Consider the following 17,256-nt stretch of genomic DNA (forward strand, 5'->3'; position numbering starts at 1 on the left):
CATTATTCCTGCCGATCTGTATAACGCAAAAACGTGATCCAGATCGATATTATTTGTTAACTTTTTGCGTCTGTTGCGCCAAATGTAACAATCACTTGCCAAACTGGCGGGTTAAAAAGGAGACAGCCATGCTGACAATACGTACGGCGCAACGGCAGGACGTTCCCCTGCTCGGTGAAATGGGCAACGCCAGCTATCGCCACCACTTCACCCACCTCTGGCACAGCGCCAGCGAGCTGGAGCGCTTTATCCAGCAGGAGTATGCCGCCGAGGCCCTGCAGCGCAGCCTGGCCGAGGCAAACTGCCGCTGGCTGATCGCCGAAGCGCAGCGCCCGGTAGGATTCGCCAAATACACACATCGTCAGCAGATTGAGCCCGACGGCCCGCAGGGCACCCTGCTGCATAAGCTCTATCTGCTACCCGGCGAAACGGGGCACCGCTACGGCGAACAGCTTTTTAGCGCCGTCGAAGCGCGGGCCAAAGATGAGGGCGAACGCTGGCTGTGGCTGGAAGTGCTGGCCGCGAATACCGGCGCCCGGCGCTTCTATGAGCGCCAGGGCATGCGGCATATTAAAGACACCGTTTTCCGCTCCGCCACCCAGCAAAGCACCCTGCATATTCTGGCCAAACGGATCGGAGAGGAATAATGATGCACACGCTTCGTGATACCGGCGTTCGCAACGTCGAAAGCGGCGAAAATGTGGTGATCTACCAGCCCGCTAACCTTTACAACTGTCGCCTCGGCGATAACGTCTTCGTCGGGCCGTTCGTCGAGATTCAGGGCAATACGACGGTCGGGGCGGACACCAAAATCCAGTCCCATACCTTTATCTGCGAGTACGTCACCCTCGGCGAGCGCTGTTTTATCGGCCACGGCGTGATGTTTGCCAACGACATGTTCCGCGACGGTAAGCCCAACGCCGATCGCGAGAGCTGGGGAAGAATTGTGATTGGCAACGACGTCTCTATTGGCAGCGGAGCCACCATTCTGGCGGTCAGCATCTGCGATGGCGCGGTGATTGGCGCGGGCAGCGTGGTCACCCGGTCGATTAGCGAAAAAGGCGTGTGGGCGGGGAATCCGGCGAAATTATTGCGCCGTCTCCCATAAAAAATGCCGACCCTGAGGCCGGCATTGAAGCGGATTAACGCTGATTACGCGCGCCAGGATTTATAGCGGTTAATCAGACCGTTGGTCGAGCTATCGTGGCTGCTGACATCAGCGCCATCTTTCAGTTCCGGCAGAATACGGTTAGCCAGCTGTTTACCCAGCTCAACGCCCCACTGGTCGAAAGTGAAGATGTTGAGGATCGCGCCCTGAGTGAAGATCTTATGTTCATACAGCGCGATCAGCGCTCCGAGGCTGAACGGGGTGATTTCACGCAGCAGGATCGAGTTAGTCGGGCGGTTACCTTCGAAGACTTTGAACGGCACCACGTGATCCAGCGTTGCCGGATCTTTACCCTGATCGCGATACTCCTGCTCAACCACGTCGCGCGATTTGCCGAACGCCAGCGCTTCGGTCTGCGCGAAGAAGTTGGACAGCAGCTTCGGATGGTGGTCAGAGAGCGGGTTGTGCGTTACCGCTGGCGCGATGAAATCGCACGGCACCATTTTGGTTCCCTGGTGGATCAGCTGGTAGAACGCATGCTGGCCGTTGGTACCCGGCTCACCCCAGATAATCGGGCCGGTCTGGTAGTCCACGGCGTTACCGCTGCGGTCAACGTATTTGCCGTTAGATTCCATGTTGCCCTGCTGGAAGTAGGCAGCAAAGCGGTGCATGTACTGGTCGTACGGTAGAATAGCTTCGGTTTCTGCGCCGAAGAAGTTGTTATACCAGATACCGATCAGCGCCAGCAGCACCGGCAGGTTTTGCTCAGCCGGCGTGGTGGAGAAGTGTTTATCCATCGCGTGCGCGCCGGACAGCAGCTCAACGAAGTTGTCAAAACCAACGGAGAGGATGATCGACAGGCCGATCGCCGACCACAGGGAGTAGCGGCCGCCAACCCAATCCCAGAATTCAAACATGTTGGCGGTGTCGATACCAAACTCGCCCACCGCTTTACCGTTGGTGGAGAGCGCCGCGAAGTGTTTCGCCACGTGTTTGTCATCGCCCGCGGTTGCCAGGAACCAGTCGCGCGCGCTGTGGGCGTTGGTCATCGTTTCCTGGGTGGTAAAGGTTTTTGATGCCACCAGGAACAGCGTCGTTTCCGGATTTACGCCTTTCAGCACTTCCGCAATGTGGGTGCCGTCGACGTTGGAAACAAAGTGCATATTGAGGTGGTTTTTGTACGGACGCAGCGCTTCGGTCACCATAAACGGACCGAGGTCGGAGCCGCCGATACCGATGTTAACCACATCGGTAATCGCCTTGCCGGTATAGCCTTTCCAGCTGCCGGAGATGATCGCTTCAGAGAAGGTTTTCATCTTCTCCAGCACCGCGTTGACTTCCGGCATCACATCTTTGCCGTCAACGATGATTGGGGTATTGCTCCGGTTGCGCAGCGCGACGTGCAGCACGGCACGGTCTTCGGTACGGTTGATTTTCTCGCCGGAGAACATCGATTTGATGGCGCCTGCCAGATCGGTCTCTTTGGCCAGATCCTGCAGTTTCGCCAGCGTCTCTTCGGTAATGCGGTTTTTGGAGAAATCCACCAGCATCAGATCGTCGAACGTTGCGGAAAACTTAGTAAAACGATCGCTATCTTTCGCGAAAAGCTCGCTGATAGTGACGTCTTTCATTTCATCAAAGTGTTTCTGTAGCGCCTGCCAGGCAGATGTCTGCGTTGGGTTGATGTTTTTCATGAGCAATACTCTTCTGATTTGAGAATTGTGACTGCGGTCGATTGTAGCGCCGGAGGCAAAAAATTGTGATGATTTTTGTGTTATGCCGTTGACGCGCGTCAGGAACAGGGTCAGATCAGGGTAAAAAAACACTACCAGTATAGACATAAACCCGGGCAAAGCGCCCCGCGCCAGCGTGCGGGGGGACCGTCCCCAGGCGTCGGGCAGAGCGGCGGACTCCCGGCCACCGGGCGGCGGCCCGGCGGAGAGCGGCCGGGCTCATCATAAGGCTTTTTGCTGTTAATCGCCCGCGCATGAAAAATCCGCATAACCGCAGCGTTGACATACCCCCTCCGAAGCCTTTATATAGCTGCACTACCTGCGTATAACCAGGTATGTATTGCTCGCGCATTTCACGCTACAGCGAAAGGGTTTTGCAGGGGCTATCATGACCAGCGCTCCCAGGCAAAGTGAAAGACGTCGGTAATTGCCAGAAGAGGTGCGTTGCCCAGGTAACCGTATTGGAGGAACCAGTCCGGGGAAAATACGTGAGGGGGAGCAACGCCGAGGTGAAAGAGCGTCTGGTACGTTCATCACCGGCCACAGGGGCTGAATCCCCTGGGTTGTCACCAGAAACGTTCGCAGTCGGGCGTTTCATACTCAGGAACTGACGTAAAAGGTCGGGGAACGGGTCTACAAGGTGGAGCACTTCTGGGTGACATCGTAGCTGTTTATCTCTCTGCGCCCACCCTGTTTTTCGCTCTTCCCTTGTGCCATGGCTGAATAATTTGGCCTGGCTTATTAAGACATTTTATTACTGTTAGGTTGTGTCCAGCCCAAACCCAATCAGGAATCGTTTTAATAAGTCAGGCCCCCCTGACACGAGGTTGTTATGACAGATTTAGTTGTAGCCAAATTTGGCGGCACCAGCGTTGCCGATTTCGATGCCATGAATCGCAGCGTTGACGTTGCGTTGATTGATGAAAACACTCGTGTAGTGGTGCTGTCTGCCTCTGCGGGTGTAACCAATCTTCTGGTCGCGTTAGCTGACGGGCTGGAACCCACCGAGCGTTTCGATAAGCTTGAAGCGCTGCGTCAGATTCAGTTCAATATTCTCGAACGTCTGCGCTACCCCAACGTGATTCGCGAAGAGATCGAGCGTCTGCTGGAGAATATCACCACCCTGGCGGAAGCCGCCGCGCTGGCAAGCTCGACGGCGCTGACCGATGAGCTGGTCAGCCACGGCGAACTGATGTCCACCCTGCTGTTCGTCGAAATCCTTCGCGAACGCGGCATTGCCGCCCAGTGGTTTGACGTGCGTAAAGTGATGCGCACCAGCGATCGCTTCGGCCGCGCCGAGCCCGATGTCGCCGCCCTGGCAGAGCTAACCCAGCTGCAGCTGACGCCGCGCCTTGCCGAAGGTCTGGTGGTCACCCAGGGCTTTATCGGCAGCGAAGCGAAAGGCCGCACCACCACCCTCGGCCGCGGAGGCAGTGATTACACCGCCGCCCTGCTGGGTGAAGCCCTCAACGCCAGCCGCGTCGATATCTGGACCGATGTCCCGGGCATCTACACCACCGACCCGCGCGTTGCCCCGGCGGCAAAACGGATCGACGTTATCGCCTTTGCCGAAGCCGCCGAGATGGCGACGTTTGGCGCTAAGGTGCTGCATCCGGCCACGCTGCTTCCCGCAGTGCGTAGCGATATTCCGGTCTTCGTCGGCTCCAGCAAAGAACCGAAAGCCGGCGGCACGCTGGTGTGCAATAAAACCGAACACCCGCCGCTGTTCCGCGCGCTGGCGCTGCGCCGTCGGCAGACGCTGCTGACCCTGCACAGCCTGAATATGCTGCACTCCCGCGGCTTCCTGGCCGAAGTGTTCGGCATTCTGGCGCGCCATAATATCTCCGTGGATCTGATCACCACGTCAGAAGTCAGCGTTGCCCTGACTATGGATACCACCGGCTCAACCTCAGCCACCGATACGCTGCTCACCCAGGCGCTGCTGACCGAGCTCTCCTCCCTGTGCCGCGTAGAAGTGGAGCAGGATCTGGCGCTGGTCGCGCTGATCGGCAACGATCTATCGAGAGCCTGCGGCGTCGGCAAAGAGGTCTTCGGCGTACTGGAGCCGTTCAACATTCGCATGATCTGCTACGGCGCATCCAGCCATAACCTTTGTTTCCTGGTGCCGGGCGTAGATGCTGAGAAGGTCGTGCAGAAGCTGCATCATAATTTGTTTGAATAATATTCCTCCACGCGATAAATATTACCTATAGCCGGGCTCGAACCCGGCTTTTTTATAACTATATCAACACAACCTACTCGCAATCGTTCGGGCAGCAGGCGCAGCCAGCCTGGAAGATGACGAGCCAATTGCAAGGAAACCAACATGCTCGCTATGCTGACACGGCTGTTCCCGCTCTGGGCGCTGCTGCTCTCCGTTCTGGCCTATTACACGCCGGCCACCTTTACCCCCATCGGCCCCTGGGTCACCACCCTGCTGATGCTCATCATGTTCGGGATGGGCGTGCACCTGAAGCTGGAAGATTTTAAGCGCGTGCTGTCGCGCCCGGCACCGGTTGCGGCGGGGATTTTCCTGCATTACCTGGTGATGCCGCTCGCCGCCTGGGCGCTGGCGCTGCTTTTCCGCATGCCGCCGGAGCTGTCGGCCGGGATGGTGCTGGTGGGCAGCGTTGCCAGCGGTACGGCATCTAACGTAATGATCTACCTGGCGAAAGGTGATGTGGCGCTCTCGGTCACCATCTCTTCCGTCTCCACGCTGGTTGGCGTGGTGGCGACGCCGCTGCTGACGCGTCTGTACGTCGATGCGCATATTCAGGTCGACGTCGCGGGCATGCTGCTCAGCATCCTGCAAATCGTGGTTATCCCGATTGCGCTGGGGCTTCTCATTCATCATCTGCTGCCGAAGGTGGTGAAGGCAGTCGAGCCTTTCCTGCCCGCGTTTTCCATGCTCTGCATTCTGGCGATCATCAGCGCCGTGGTGGCCGGCTCCGCTTCGCACATTGCCTCCGTTGGCCTGGTGGTGATTGTTGCGGTGATCCTGCATAACGCCATCGGGCTGCTCGGCGGCTACTGGGGCGGACGGCTGTTTGGTTTTGATGAGTCGACCTGCCGCACGCTGGCCATTGAGGTAGGGATGCAAAACTCCGGACTGGCGGCGGCGCTGGGGAAAATCTACTTCGGTCCTCTTGCCGCCCTGCCCGGCGCGCTGTTCTCGGTCTGGCACAACCTTTCCGGATCGCTGCTGGCCGGCTACTGGTCCGCTAAGCCGACGGAGAGGAAAGAGGAGTAGCGCCACGCCTTCGTCGCCCGGACAGGCCGCTCACCGTGCCTGGCCGGGCGTTTTCCCGCCCTCTCAGCGCTTAGCGCGGTAACCAGACTGTCAGTCGACCCCGTATTGCCGTACACTGAATTACCGGCTGACTGAGGGTTCTACTATGGCACTTCCCCGCATTACGCAACAAGACATGACCGAGCGCGAGCAGCGCGAGCTAAAAACGCTGCTTGACCGGGCGAGAATCGCGCACGGCCGTCTGCTGACCAACGCAGAAACCAACGCCGTAAAAAAAGAGTACATCGATAAGCTGATGGTGCTGCGCGAAGCTGAAGCAAAAAAGGCCCGCCAGTTAAAGAAAAAGCAGGCCTATAAACCCGACAGCGACGCGTCATTCTCCTGGTCGGCAAGCACGCCGACGCGCGGCAGGCGCTAACGCCCTTTCTTTTTACGTCCCGGCTGGTTAAAACGTTTCCCGTTTGCCGCCGGGCGTCCTTTCTCGCTGTTCTTTTCCACGTTCACCACCGGGCGCTTGATGCTCGCCGTTTTCGGCTTCGCTTTCGCCTTCGGTTTGGCCTCAGAGGACGAATTCTCGATCAGCTTAAATAGCGCAACCAGCTCATCATCCGTCAGATCGCGCCACTCGCCGAGGGGTAATCCCGACAGGCCAATATTCATAATCCGCGTGCGCTCAAGCTTAGTCACCTCATAGCCAAAATGTTCGCACATCCGGCGAATCTGCCGGTTAAGCCCCTGAACCAGGGTAATGCGGAAGACGAACGGCGCTTCTTTTTTCACTTTGCACTTCTTCGTCACCGTGCCGAGGATCGGTACGCCCGCCCCCAGCCCGCGCACGAACTCGTCGGTAACCGGCTTATCGACGGTCACCAGGTACTCTTTTTCGTGATCGTTTCCGGCGCGCAGGATCTTATTCACCAGATCGCCATGATTGGTCAGAAAAATCAGCCCCTGAGAGTCCTTATCCAGCCGGCCGATAGGGAAAACGCGTTTGCTATGGTTCACAAAATCGACGATGTTGTCGCGTTCGCTGTCCTCGGTGGTGCTGACGATCCCCACCGGTTTATTCAGCGCGATAAACACCAGGTCCTCCGCTTCACGCGGCTCGATCGACTGACCGTTGACCTTCACCACATCGCCTGGGACGACCCGATCGCCAATGGTGGCGCGCTTGCCGTTGAGGAAAACGTTACCTTGTTCAATGTAGCGATCCGCCTCGCGACGCGAGCAAATTCCGCTTTCACTGATGTATTTATTGAGTCGGGTTGATGAGTCGGGCAGCATAACGTCTCCTGAAACACTTCATCCTTCAAGTTGTCTCCGTGTTGGCTACGCTCACTCATCCCAGCCACATAGATTTCTATGCTGCCGGGAGTTCGTTCTCTTGCCGCCTTGATAAAACTTGAATGCTTGTATGTTTAAAACGAGAAATATACCTCAGCCGGCGAGCAATCGAAAATAATCACGCGCCGGCGCGCTGCCGCTAAATGTGATCTGCCGCGTCTTTCTACACAAAAGTGTCCTACGGAACCGCCTGCAACTTTGCCCAGCGAAAATAAGCAGAATCAAGCGATTAGGCAATCCAGCACAAAGGTGCCAGCCGCCGACGGGCTGATAATCAAATGTGCAATATAAACGCCCGACATATCGTAATGAAATGGGCGAAAATTGCTTTGTGGTCGGCCGTTGATAGGGTTATATCAGATCAAGGCAGCAATAACGTGATTTGCACAAATGTGCAGGAGCCCGCAGATGACCACCGAAAATAGCGACGACATCCGCTTAATCGTGAAAATTGCCCAGCTCTATTATGAGCAGGACATGACCCAGGCGCAGATTGCCCGCGAGCTGGGGATTTACCGCACCACGATTAGCCGTCTGCTAAAACGCGGCCGCGAGCAGGGTATCGTCACTATCGCCATCAACTATGACTACAACGAAAATCTGTGGCTGGAGCAGCAGCTGAAGCAAAAATTTGCCCTTAAAGAAGCGGTGGTGGCTTCCTGCAGCTCGGCGCAGGAAGAGGACCAGCTCAATACCATCGGGCAACACGGCGCTCAGCTGGTCGATCGGCTGCTGGAGCCCGGCGATATCATCGGCTTTTCCTGGGGACGCGCGGTGCGGGCGCTGGTAGAAACGCTGCCGCAGGCCAGCCAGTCGCGGCAGGCGATCTGCGTGCCGATTATCGGCGGCCCCTCCGGTAAGCTGGAGAGCCGCTACCACGTCAACACCTTGACCTATAGCGCGGCGGCGAAGCTGAAGGCCGAGTCGCATCTCGCCGACTTCCCGGCGCTGCTGGAAAATACCCTGATCCGTAACGGTATCATGCAGTCCAGGCACTTTCAGACCATCTCGTCCTACTGGGACAATCTGGATATTGCGCTGGTGGGCATCGGTTCACCGGCGATCCGCGACGGCGCTAACTGGCATGCGTTTTACGGCAGCGAAGAGAGCGACGATCTCAACGCCCGTCACGTCGCCGGCGATATTTGCTCGCGTTTTTACGATATCAACGGCGGCGTCGTTGAAACCAATATGAACGAAAAAACCCTCTCTATTGATATCGCCAAACTAAAGCACGCGCGCTATTCCGTAGGCATCGCCATCGGCGAGGAAAAATATAGCGGGATCGTCGGCGCCCTGAACGGCGGCTACATTAATTGCCTGGTCACTAACAGAGAAACGGCTGAGTTATTACTGAAATAAAATAAGAATATCTATTCACGCAGCCTGTGCTGCGCGGACTCCCTTTATCTAAATAACGAGACTACGATGATGAAAACATGGTTAAACCTCAAAGATAAAATAGTTATTGTCACCGGTGGCGCCTCCGGGATCGGGCTGGCTATTGTCGATGAATTAATTAAACAAGGCGCCAACGTGCACATGGCAGATATTCACGGCGGCGACAAATATCATGATAGTGAAAATTATACGTTCTGGCCGACCGATATTTCCAGCGCCAGCGAAGTGAATCACAGCGTCGAGCAGATTATTCAGCGCTGCGGACGTATTGACGGCCTGGTGAATAACGCCGGAGTTAACTTTCCCCGGCTGTTAGTTGATGAAAAGGCGCCCGCCGGCCGCTATGAGCTGAATGAAGCGGCTTTTGAGAAAATGGTCAACATTAACCAAAAAGGCGTCTTTTTAATGTCGCAGGCGGTAGCCCGGCAGATGGTGAAACAGCGCGAGGGGGTGATTGTTAACGTCTCGTCAGAAAGCGGGCTGGAAGGCTCTGAGGGCCAGAGCTGCTATGCGGCCACCAAGGCGGCGCTGAATAGCTTCACCCGTTCATGGTCGAAAGAGCTGGGAAAACACGGTATCCGCGTGGTGGGCGTCGCGCCGGGCATTCTGGAAAAAACCGGGCTGCGCACGCCGGAGTATGAAGAAGCGCTGGCCTGGACGCGCGGCATCACCGTTGAACAGCTGCGCGAGGGCTACAGCAAAAACTCGATTCCCATCGGCCGCTCCGGGCGTCTGAGCGAGGTTGCGGACTACGTTTGCTACCTGCTTTCAGAGCGTGCGAGCTATATAACCGGAGTAACCACTAACATTGCTGGCGGTAAAACCCGCGGTTAAGGAGATCGTATGGTCAACGCTATTTTCTGCGCCCACGGCCAGCTTGCCTGCGCCATGCTGGATTCCGTCCGCATGGTCTATGGCGACGTCAACGTCAGCGCCGTGGAGTTTGTCCCCGGAGAAAATGCCGGCGATATCGCCGCTAAGCTGGAAAAGTTAGTAAGCACCCACAGTACTGATGAGTGGCTGATTGCCGTCGATTTACAATGCGGCAGCCCGTGGAATGCCGCCGCCGGGCTGGCGATGAAAAACCCGCTGCTGCGGGTGATCAGCGGCCTCTCTCTGCCGCTGGCGCTGGAGCTGGTGGATAACCAGCAGACCATGAGCGCCGACGCCCTGTGCGACCATTTGAGCGCAGTTGCCAGCCAGTGCTGCGTGGTCTGGCGGCTCCCACAAACCGTTGAGGAGGATTTCTGATGAACATTACGCTCGCCCGCATCGATGACCGGCTGATCCACGGCCAGGTGACGACCGTCTGGTCCAAAGTAGCCAATGCCCAGCGCATTATTATCTGCAACGACGATGTTTATAACGATGAGGTACGCCGGACCTTACTCCGCCAGGCCGCGCCTCCGGGAATGAAGGTTAACGTCGTTAATCTCGAAAAAGCGGTTGCCGTTTATCATAATCCGCAATATCAAAATGAATCCGTTTTTTATTTATTTACCAATCCGCAAGACGTTTTAACTATGGTGCAGCAGGGGGTCAAAATAGCCACGCTAAATATCGGCGGCATGGCCTGGAGACCGGGGAAGAAACAGCTAACCAAAGCCGTTTCATTAGATCAAACGGATATTGACGCATTTCGCCAGCTGGACCAGCTCGGCGTTATTCTGGATTTACGCGTAGTGGCTTCCGATCCATCAATTAATATTCTCGACAAACTTGCTCAGCAGTCCGTTACAGAATAAGAACGCCTGTTTTAATACTCGGTCATGGCGGAGGCATCGCGGCGAACACTAAATAAATCACCGACAGCATAAATAACGATGTGACTGGTATAAGTGCCGTAACAGGCAGGGTTCCCTACACTTTAAAGGTTATAATTATGGAAATTAGTACCCTACAAATAATAGCCATATTTATTTTCTCCTGTATTGCCGGAATGGGCAGCGTGCTGGATGAATTCCAGACGCACCGCCCGTTAATCGCCTGTACGGTGATTGGTCTGATTCTCGGTGATTTAAAAACCGGAATTATGCTCGGGGGCACGCTGGAGCTGATCGCCCTCGGCTGGATGAACGTCGGCGCGGCGCAGTCTCCGGATTCAGCCTTAGCCAGCATCATTTCGGCCATTTTAGTCATCGTCGGCCATCAAAGCATCGCGACCGGTATCGCCATCGCGCTGCCGGTTGCCGCAGCAGGACAGGTGCTGACCGTCTTTGCCCGCACCATTACGGTGGTCTTCCAGCACGCGGCGGATAAAGCCGCCGAAGAGGCCCGCTTTCGCACCATCGATCTGCTGCACGTCTCGGCGCTTGGCGTTCAGGCATTACGCGTCGCCATTCCGGCGCTGGTGGTGTCGATGTTCGTCAGCGCCGATATGGTTAGCAGCATGCTGAATGCCATTCCGGAGTTCGTTACCCGCGGTCTGCAAATTGCCGGCGGTTTTATCGTCGTGGTCGGCTACGCCATGGTCCTGCGCATGATGGGCGTGAAATATCTGATGCCCTTCTTTTTCCTCGGCTTTCTCGCCGGCGGTTACCTCAACTTTAGCCTGCTGGCCTTCGGCGGCGTGGGGGTCATCATCGCGCTGATCTATATCCAGCTCAATCCGCAGTGGCGCAAGCCTGAACCCCAGGCTACCGCCGCCTCTTCCACCGCCCTTGACCAACTTGACGACTGATGGAGCCGACCATGGAACAGAAAAAACTCACGCAAGGCGACCTGGTTAGCATGTTTCTGCGCTCCAACCTGCAGCAGGCCTCTTTTAACTTCGAACGTATTCATGGCCTGGGATTTTGCTACGACATGATCCCGGCGATCAAACGCCTGTACCCGCTGAAGGAGGATCAGGTTGCGGCCCTCAAGCGTCACCTGGTGTTCTTCAATACCACGCCCGCGGTTTGCGGCCCGGTGCTGGGCGTCACCGCCGCGATGGAAGAGGCGCGCGCCAACGGCGCGGCGATTGACGACGGCGCGATTAACGGCATCAAGGTCGGGCTGATGGGTCCGCTGGCCGGGGTCGGCGATCCGCTGGTCTGGGGAACCCTGCGTCCGATTACCGCCGCGCTCGGCGCCTCGCTGGCGCTCTCCGGCAATATTCTTGGTCCGCTGCTGTTCTTCTTTATTTTCAACGCGGTACGTCTGGCTATGAAGTGGTACGGCCTGCAGCTTGGCTTCCGTAAAGGGGTCAATATCGTCAGCGATATGGGCGGCAACCTGCTGCAAAAACTCACCGAGGGCGCCTCAATCCTCGGCCTGTTTGTAATGGGCGTGCTGGTGACGAAGTGGACCACCATCAACGTGCCGCTGGTGGTTTCCCAAACTCCGGGCGCTGACGGCGCCACCGTCACCATGACCGTACAGAACATCCTCGACCAGCTTTGCCCGGGCCTGCTGGCGCTGGGGCTGACCCTGCTGATGGTGCGCCTGCTCAATAAGAAGGTGAACCCGGTCTGGCTGATCTTCGCCCTGTTTGGCCTGGGGATTATCGGTAACGCGCTGGGCTTCCTGTCCTGATCTTTCGCCCCGGCGCTGCCGTCGGGGCGTCTTCAATAAACTGACCCCGTAAGATAAAGGGGATGAGGTGGTAAATATGAAAACTACGGCTCTACGTCTTTATGGCAAACGCGATCTGCGCCTGGAAACCTTCGAACTCCCGGCCATTGCGGATGATGAAATTCTCGCCCGGGTGGTCACCGACAGCCTGTGTCTCTCCTCATGGAAAGAGGCTAATCAGGGCGAGGACCACAAAAAGGTCCCGGACGATGTTGCGGTCAATCCGATCATCATCGGCCATGAGTTCTGCGGCGAAATCCTCGCGGTCGGCAAAAAGTGGCAGCATAAATTTCACGCCGGCCAGCGCTACGTCATCCAGGCCAACCTGCAGCTGCCGGATCGCCCGGATTGCCCCGGCTACTCCTTCCAGTGGATCGGCGGCGAAGCTACCCACGTGGTGATCCCCGATGAGGTGATGACGCAGGACTGCCTGCTCTCCTGGGAGGGCGATACCTGGTTTGAAGGCTCGCTGGTTGAGCCGCTGTCCTGCGTTATCGGCGCCTTCAACGCCAACTATCACCTGCAGGAAGGCACCTATAACCATACGATGGGCATCCGGCCGCAGGGGCGCACGCTGATCCTCGGCGGCACCGGTCCGATGGGCCTGCTGGCCATTGACTATGCTCTGCACGGCCCGATCAACCCCTCTCTGCTGGTGGTCACCGACACCAATAAACCCAAGCTGAGCTACGCCCGCCGGCACTATCCTTCAGAGCCGCAAACCCTGATCCACTACCTGGACGGCCGTGACGCCAGCCGGGAGACGCTGATGGCGCTGACCGGCGGCCACGGGTTTGACGATATTTTCGTCTTCGTACCGAATGAGCAGCTCATCACTATGGCCTCCTCGCTGCTGGCCCCCGACGGCTGCCTGAACTTCTTCGCCGGCCCGCAGGATAAACAATTTAGCGCGCCGGTTAACTTTTACGACGTCCACTACGCCTTTACCCACTACGTCGGCACCTCGGGAGGCAACACTGACGATATGCGCGCCGCCGTTGCGCTGATGCAGGCGAAAAAGGTGCAGGCCGCGAAAGTGGTGACCCATATTCTTGGGCTCAATGCGGCGGGCGAAACCACCCTCGATTTACCGGCCGTCGGCGGCGGCAAGAAGCTGGTTTATACCGGGAAATCTATTCCGCTGACCCCGCTGGGCAGCATTGCCGATCCGGAGCTGGCGGCAATTATGGAGCGCCATCACGGGATCTGGTCCGGCGAAGCCGAACAGTATCTGCTGGCCCATGCGGAGGATATTACCCATGATTAATCGCGATACTCAGCTCTGCATGTCGCTGGCCAGCCGCCCGGGTAACTTCGGTACCCGTTTTCATAACTATCTGTATGAAAAGCTGGGGCTGAACTACATCTACAAAGCCTTTACGACGCAGGATATTGCGGCGGCGGTAAATGGCGTTCGGGCGTTGGGCATTCGCGGCTGCGCGGTATCCATGCCGTTTAAAGAGAGCTGCATGCCGTTTCTCGACGCTATCGACCCTTCAGCAAAGGTGATTGATTCAGTCAATACCATCGTCAACGATAGCGGCAGGCTGACCGGCCTCAACACCGACTATATCGCGGTGAAAAGCCTGATCGACAGCCACCAGCTGGCGCGCACGGCGAAGGTGATGATTCAGGGCAGCGGCGGCATGGCGAAGGCGGTCATCGCCGCGTTTCGCGATGCTGGCTTCCGCGATGTCATTATCGCTGCCCGCAATCGCGATAGCGGCCTGGCGCTGGCAAAACAGTACGGCTTCCAGTGGCAGCCGCAGCCTGAGGGAATAGCGGCGGATATTCTGGTCAACGTGACCCCTCTCGGCATGGCGGGCGGGGAGTACGGCGAAACGCTGGCCTTCAGCCAGGACATGGTTGAAGGTGCCGACGTGGTATTCGACGTGGTGGCCCTACCGCCGGAAACGCCGCTGATCCGCCTGGCGCAGCGGCTGGAAAAACGCACCATCAGCGGAGCGGAAGTGATCGCCCTGCAGGCGGTCGAGCAGTTTGCGCTGTACACCGGCGTACGCCCGGACGAGGAGCTGGTCAGAGAAGCGGCAGCGTTTGCCCGCGCGGGCTAAACGCCAGCGGCGCCCGGAGATACGCGAGTCGTGATGCGCAGGTTGCGGCGGCGTGGAGTGCCGCAACCTGACAACATCGTGAGCCATGTCAGCGAGCGCGGAGGCAAGCGGTGGTAGGATCGCCAACCGACTTTGTCATTATGGCTATACCAAAGGACTTCAGGCGCAGTGGCGCATTTTGCGGCTCCGCCAATGCGCAAATAGCCTGAATGACGGTGGTTATCACGGAGAAAAGATGGAACTACTGCTACTCAGTAACTCAACGCTACCCGGCAAAGCATGGCTGGAACACGCGCTGCCGGTCATTTCCGGGCAGCTGAACGGCCGCCGTTCGGCGGTGTTTATCCCTTTTGCCGGCGTCACGCAGACCTGGGATGATTACACGGCTAAAACCGCTGCGGTTTTTGCCCCTCTGGGCGTTAGCGTCACGGGTATTCACAGCGTCGCGGATCCTGTCGCGGCGATTGAGACCGCCGACGTGGTCATCGTGGGCGGCGGCAATACCTTCCAGCTGCTCAAAGAGTGCCGCACGCGCGGCCTGCTGGCGCCGGTGGTGGACGTGGTCAAGCGCGGCGCGCTGTATATCGGCTGGAGCGCCGGCGCGAATCTCGCCTGCCCGACCATCCGCACCACTAACGATATGCCGATCGTCGACCCACAGGGGTTTGACGCCCTGGGGCTGTTCCCGCTGCAAATTAACCCACACTTCACCAACGCCCTGCCGGAAGGACATAAAGGCGAGACCCGCGAACAGCGGATCCGTGAACTGCTGGTCGTGGCGCCAGAGCTGGTGATTATCGGTTTGCCGGAAGGAAACTGGATTCAGGTTGCCGACGGTCACGCCACTCTCGGCGGCCCAAACCCGACGCTGGTGTTTACTGCCGGAAAAGAAGCGGTACCTGTCGAAGCCGGCCATCGGTTTTAACCGCCCTCCTCCTCTTCCCGCCGGGAAGAGTCGTTAGCCCGGCCGGCCGCAGCGCCTGCGGGATTTTCCCGGGGCGCTGCGGCCGGCGCGGCCTTATCGCTTAATAATCATCCCGCTCGTCATCTTCGTCCGGCTGCTCCATCACGCTGTAGGCGACCGAACAGAACAGCGAGTTGAGACGCTTCATATCGCCCAGCAGCCCCAGATGCAGCGAGCTGGTTTCAATGCTCTGCACGTTCTGCTGGTGCAGGCGATCGACGTGCGCATGCGCGTAGCGGCGGTTCATGATGCGGAAACGATGCTTGTTGCGGCGCAGGCGCCGGGCGCTCGGGACGTCGCTGGAGAAGAAGACCGACATCGCCAGCTGGAGGTTACTCAGCAGCTGATCGTACAGGCCGTCCAGCTCCTTCAAGCCTTCAATGGAGAACGCCCGCCGCGCGGCCAGCGACTTATCGGCGATTTCGCTGCCCATTCTCTCGACGATATCGGAAGCCTGCTCGAGGTTGAGGGCCATTTCGATAATCTCCGCCCAGCGGCGAGACTCCTCTTCGGCCAGCTCATCTTTCGGCATCCGCGCCAGATAAAGCTTGATGGCGGTATAGAGCACGTTGATATCGTCAGCCATTCTGCGCAGCTCTTTCTCTTCCCGCGGCTCGCCGTGCATCACCTTACGCAGGCCGTCCAGCATCTGCTCCATGGCGTCGCCAATGCGCAGCGTCTCGCGCGCGGCATTGGCGAGCGCCAGGGCCGGCGTATCCAGCGCCGAGGGATCCAGATGCTTCGGTTTCAGGTGCAGATCGTGATCGGGCTCCTCATGAATCAAGCGCCTGCACAGCCGGGCCATCGGCTCCGCGAACGGCACCATCGCCACGCAGCGGATCAGGTTGTAGAAGACGTGGAAGTAAATCACCAGCTCCGCTTCCGGTAACGGTAGCTTGTGCATCGCATCGGCCAGCAGGTGGACAAAAGGCAGGATAATCAGGCTGCCCACCAGCTTAAACAGCAGGCTGCCAAGCGCGACGCGGCGCGCGGCGGCGTTGGCGGCGCTGTTGTTGATCATCGCCAGGATCCCGGAGCCGAGGTTCGCCCCGATCACCAGGCACAGCGCGACCGGAAAGGAAATCACGCCGGTGGAGGTAAGCGTTGCGGTTAACAGCACCGCCGCGAGGCTGGAGTAGCTAACGATGGCGAACATGGCGCCAATCAGCGCATCCAGCATGATATCGCCGGTCAGCGAGGCGAAAATAACCTGTACGCCGTTGGCCTGGGTGATGGGATGCACCGCCTGCACGATCAGCTCCAGCGCTAATAAAATCAGCCCCAGCCCGATACCGACCCGCCCCAGCTGTCCCGCGCGGGTTTGCTTGCGGCCAAGGAAGAAAATAACGCCGATAAAAATAAGCAGCGGCGAGAGCCATGAGAGGTCGAAAGTCAGCACCCTCGCCATCAGCGCGGTCCCCACGTCGGCGCCCAGCACAATCACCAGCGCCGGCGCCAGCGCGACCAGATCCTGGGCGACAAACGAGGTGACCAGCATGGTGGTGGCGTTGCTGCTCTGAACCAGAGCCGTTACGCCAATACCGGCGCAAAAGGCGAGCGGTTTTTTCTCGACGCTACTGCTGAGGACGGCGCGCAGGCGTGCGCCATAGACGCGCATCACGCCGGTACGAACAATATGGGTACCCCAAACCAGCAGGGCGACGGCAGAAAGCAGGTGCAGCAGAGTTAACACGGATTCTTGTTCTCCTTATTATCCGACGGATAAATGCAGGTAACCCCATAAGGAATTCCCCCGGCGACGCTGCGCGTAGCCAGGCTACATAGTCCGGGCATTCTGAATCAATACCCCAGTATAAGGGTTTAGCAGC

The 17,256-nt window shown here is 57.9% G+C and carries 17 protein-coding genes and 1 riboswitch; of the genes, 14 read left to right on the forward strand and 3 right to left on the reverse strand.

Annotation, left to right across the window (positions count from 1 at the left end):
* The first annotated feature begins 128 nt into the window (after nucleotides 1-128).
* Nucleotides 129-647: a GNAT family N-acetyltransferase gene (locus tag NWP14_RS23500; protein WP_346430589.1), complete on the forward strand. Its 519-nt coding sequence runs from the start codon at nucleotides 129-131 to the stop codon at nucleotides 645-647.
* Nucleotides 648-649: 2 nt separating this feature from the next.
* Nucleotides 650-1,108: an acyltransferase gene (locus NWP14_RS23505; protein ID WP_331833796.1), complete on the forward strand. Its 459-nt coding sequence runs from the start codon at nucleotides 650-652 to the stop codon at nucleotides 1,106-1,108.
* A gap of 44 nt (nucleotides 1,109-1,152) precedes the next feature.
* Here NWP14_RS23505 and pgi read toward each other — a convergent pair whose 3' ends face one another.
* Nucleotides 1,153-2,802, reverse strand: a complete 1,650-nt coding sequence (pgi, locus tag NWP14_RS23510; protein ID WP_095104854.1) for a glucose-6-phosphate isomerase — start codon at nucleotides 2,800-2,802, stop codon at nucleotides 1,153-1,155.
* Nucleotides 2,803-3,267: 465 nt separating this feature from the next.
* A riboswitch (Lysine riboswitch) is annotated at nucleotides 3,268-3,500 on the forward strand.
* Between the two features lie 173 nt (nucleotides 3,501-3,673).
* Between pgi and lysC the strand changes: the two genes are divergently transcribed.
* From lysC to NWP14_RS23525, 3 genes are all read left to right on the forward strand, one after another.
* Entirely contained in the window at nucleotides 3,674-5,023 is a 1,350-nt protein-coding gene (gene lysC / locus NWP14_RS23515; protein ID WP_095104852.1) for a lysine-sensitive aspartokinase 3, read from the forward strand.
* A 144-nt stretch (nucleotides 5,024-5,167) separates the two neighbouring features.
* A complete protein-coding gene (gene panS, locus NWP14_RS23520; protein WP_375216090.1) occupies nucleotides 5,168-6,091 on the forward strand; it encodes a ketopantoate/pantoate/pantothenate transporter PanS in 924 nt (307 codons plus the stop codon).
* 145 nt (nucleotides 6,092-6,236) lie between these two features.
* Nucleotides 6,237-6,509: a DUF3811 domain-containing protein gene (locus NWP14_RS23525; RefSeq protein WP_041143578.1), complete on the forward strand. Its 273-nt coding sequence runs from the start codon at nucleotides 6,237-6,239 to the stop codon at nucleotides 6,507-6,509.
* Here NWP14_RS23525 and rluF read toward each other — a convergent pair.
* Nucleotides 6,506-7,375 carry a 23S rRNA pseudouridine(2604) synthase RluF gene (gene rluF / locus NWP14_RS23530; RefSeq protein ID WP_346430590.1) on the reverse strand — a complete coding sequence of 290 codons (870 nt, stop codon included), beginning with the start codon at nucleotides 7,373-7,375 and terminating at the stop codon, nucleotides 6,506-6,508. The two genes, NWP14_RS23525 and rluF, sit on opposite strands and share 4 nt — an antisense overlap.
* Nucleotides 7,376-7,843: 468 nt before the next feature.
* On the opposite strand from rluF, the gene NWP14_RS23535 reads away from it, so the two are divergent.
* The 9 genes from NWP14_RS23535 (at nucleotide 7,844) to pepE (ending at nucleotide 15,388) form a co-directional block, all read left to right on the forward strand.
* The gene (locus tag NWP14_RS23535; protein ID WP_095104846.1) at nucleotides 7,844-8,797 is read left to right on the forward strand and encodes a sugar-binding transcriptional regulator; all 954 of its coding nucleotides are present in this window, start codon (nucleotides 7,844-7,846) and stop codon (nucleotides 8,795-8,797) included.
* A 69-nt stretch (nucleotides 8,798-8,866) separates the two neighbouring features.
* Nucleotides 8,867-9,670, forward strand: a complete 804-nt coding sequence (locus NWP14_RS23540; RefSeq protein ID WP_095104985.1) for an SDR family oxidoreductase — start codon at nucleotides 8,867-8,869, stop codon at nucleotides 9,668-9,670.
* Between the two features lie 9 nt (nucleotides 9,671-9,679).
* Nucleotides 9,680-10,087, forward strand: coding sequence for a mannose/fructose/sorbose PTS transporter subunit IIA (locus tag NWP14_RS23545; RefSeq protein WP_095104830.1), 408 nt, complete (start codon nucleotides 9,680-9,682; stop codon nucleotides 10,085-10,087).
* The gene (locus NWP14_RS23550; protein WP_041143573.1) at nucleotides 10,087-10,581 is read left to right on the forward strand and encodes a mannose/fructose/sorbose PTS transporter subunit IIB; all 495 of its coding nucleotides are present in this window, start codon (nucleotides 10,087-10,089) and stop codon (nucleotides 10,579-10,581) included. Before NWP14_RS23545 ends, NWP14_RS23550 begins: the two co-directional genes overlap by 1 nt.
* Before the next feature lie 137 nt (nucleotides 10,582-10,718).
* Nucleotides 10,719-11,516 carry a PTS mannose/fructose/sorbose transporter subunit IIC gene (locus NWP14_RS23555; protein ID WP_095104828.1) on the forward strand — a complete coding sequence of 266 codons (798 nt, stop codon included), beginning with the start codon at nucleotides 10,719-10,721 and terminating at the stop codon, nucleotides 11,514-11,516.
* 11 nt (nucleotides 11,517-11,527) lie between these two features.
* Nucleotides 11,528-12,352 (forward strand): PTS system mannose/fructose/sorbose family transporter subunit IID, encoded by an 825-nt coding sequence (locus NWP14_RS23560; protein WP_041143571.1) that lies wholly within the window; start codon nucleotides 11,528-11,530, stop codon nucleotides 12,350-12,352.
* Between the two features lie 76 nt (nucleotides 12,353-12,428).
* Complete coding sequence (gene sorE / locus NWP14_RS23565; protein ID WP_095104826.1) at nucleotides 12,429-13,658, forward strand: L-sorbose 1-phosphate reductase; 1,230 nt, start codon at nucleotides 12,429-12,431, stop codon at nucleotides 13,656-13,658.
* Complete coding sequence (locus NWP14_RS23570; RefSeq protein ID WP_331833801.1) at nucleotides 13,651-14,463, forward strand: shikimate 5-dehydrogenase; 813 nt, start codon at nucleotides 13,651-13,653, stop codon at nucleotides 14,461-14,463. The genes sorE and NWP14_RS23570 overlap by 8 nt, the downstream gene beginning before the upstream one ends.
* Before the next feature lie 235 nt (nucleotides 14,464-14,698).
* A complete protein-coding gene (gene pepE, locus NWP14_RS23575; RefSeq protein WP_095104822.1) occupies nucleotides 14,699-15,388 on the forward strand; it encodes a dipeptidase PepE in 690 nt (229 codons plus the stop codon).
* Between the two features lie 100 nt (nucleotides 15,389-15,488).
* On the opposite strand, the gene NWP14_RS23580 is transcribed toward pepE, so the two are convergent.
* Nucleotides 15,489-17,120: a Na/Pi cotransporter family protein gene (locus NWP14_RS23580; protein WP_375216091.1), complete on the reverse strand. Its 1,632-nt coding sequence runs from the start codon at nucleotides 17,118-17,120 to the stop codon at nucleotides 15,489-15,491.
* Nucleotides 17,121-17,256 lie beyond the last annotated feature (136 nt).

Source organism: Klebsiella sp. C349492, from assembly GCF_042055345.1.
Taxonomy (GTDB): domain Bacteria; phylum Pseudomonadota; class Gammaproteobacteria; order Enterobacterales; family Enterobacteriaceae; genus Klebsiella; species Klebsiella scottii.

What these genes read in the sequence shown, in the direction of transcription:
- NWP14_RS23550 (WP_041143573.1), top strand. Translation starts at nt 10,087, where the DNA reads ATGAACATTACGCTCGCCCGCATCGATGACCGGCTGATCCACGGCCAG.
- pgi (WP_095104854.1), bottom strand. Translation starts at nt 2,802, where the DNA reads ATGAAAAACATCAACCCAACGCAGACATCTGCCTGGCAGGCGCTACAG.
- NWP14_RS23545 (WP_095104830.1), top strand. Translation starts at nt 9,680, where the DNA reads ATGGTCAACGCTATTTTCTGCGCCCACGGCCAGCTTGCCTGCGCCATG.
- sorE (WP_095104826.1), top strand. Translation starts at nt 12,429, where the DNA reads ATGAAAACTACGGCTCTACGTCTTTATGGCAAACGCGATCTGCGCCTG.
- NWP14_RS23500 (WP_346430589.1), top strand. Translation starts at nt 129, where the DNA reads ATGCTGACAATACGTACGGCGCAACGGCAGGACGTTCCCCTGCTCGGT.
- lysC (WP_095104852.1), top strand. Translation starts at nt 3,674, where the DNA reads ATGACAGATTTAGTTGTAGCCAAATTTGGCGGCACCAGCGTTGCCGAT.
- NWP14_RS23505 (WP_331833796.1), top strand. Translation starts at nt 650, where the DNA reads ATGCACACGCTTCGTGATACCGGCGTTCGCAACGTCGAAAGCGGCGAA.
- NWP14_RS23560 (WP_041143571.1), top strand. Translation starts at nt 11,528, where the DNA reads ATGGAACAGAAAAAACTCACGCAAGGCGACCTGGTTAGCATGTTTCTG.
- NWP14_RS23570 (WP_331833801.1), top strand. Translation starts at nt 13,651, where the DNA reads ATGATTAATCGCGATACTCAGCTCTGCATGTCGCTGGCCAGCCGCCCG.
- NWP14_RS23540 (WP_095104985.1), top strand. Translation starts at nt 8,867, where the DNA reads ATGAAAACATGGTTAAACCTCAAAGATAAAATAGTTATTGTCACCGGT.
- pepE (WP_095104822.1), top strand. Translation starts at nt 14,699, where the DNA reads ATGGAACTACTGCTACTCAGTAACTCAACGCTACCCGGCAAAGCATGG.
- panS (WP_375216090.1), top strand. Translation starts at nt 5,168, where the DNA reads ATGCTCGCTATGCTGACACGGCTGTTCCCGCTCTGGGCGCTGCTGCTC.
- NWP14_RS23555 (WP_095104828.1), top strand. Translation starts at nt 10,719, where the DNA reads ATGGAAATTAGTACCCTACAAATAATAGCCATATTTATTTTCTCCTGT.
- NWP14_RS23535 (WP_095104846.1), top strand. Translation starts at nt 7,844, where the DNA reads ATGACCACCGAAAATAGCGACGACATCCGCTTAATCGTGAAAATTGCC.
- NWP14_RS23525 (WP_041143578.1), top strand. Translation starts at nt 6,237, where the DNA reads ATGGCACTTCCCCGCATTACGCAACAAGACATGACCGAGCGCGAGCAG.
- rluF (WP_346430590.1), bottom strand. Translation starts at nt 7,375, where the DNA reads ATGCTGCCCGACTCATCAACCCGACTCAATAAATACATCAGTGAAAGC.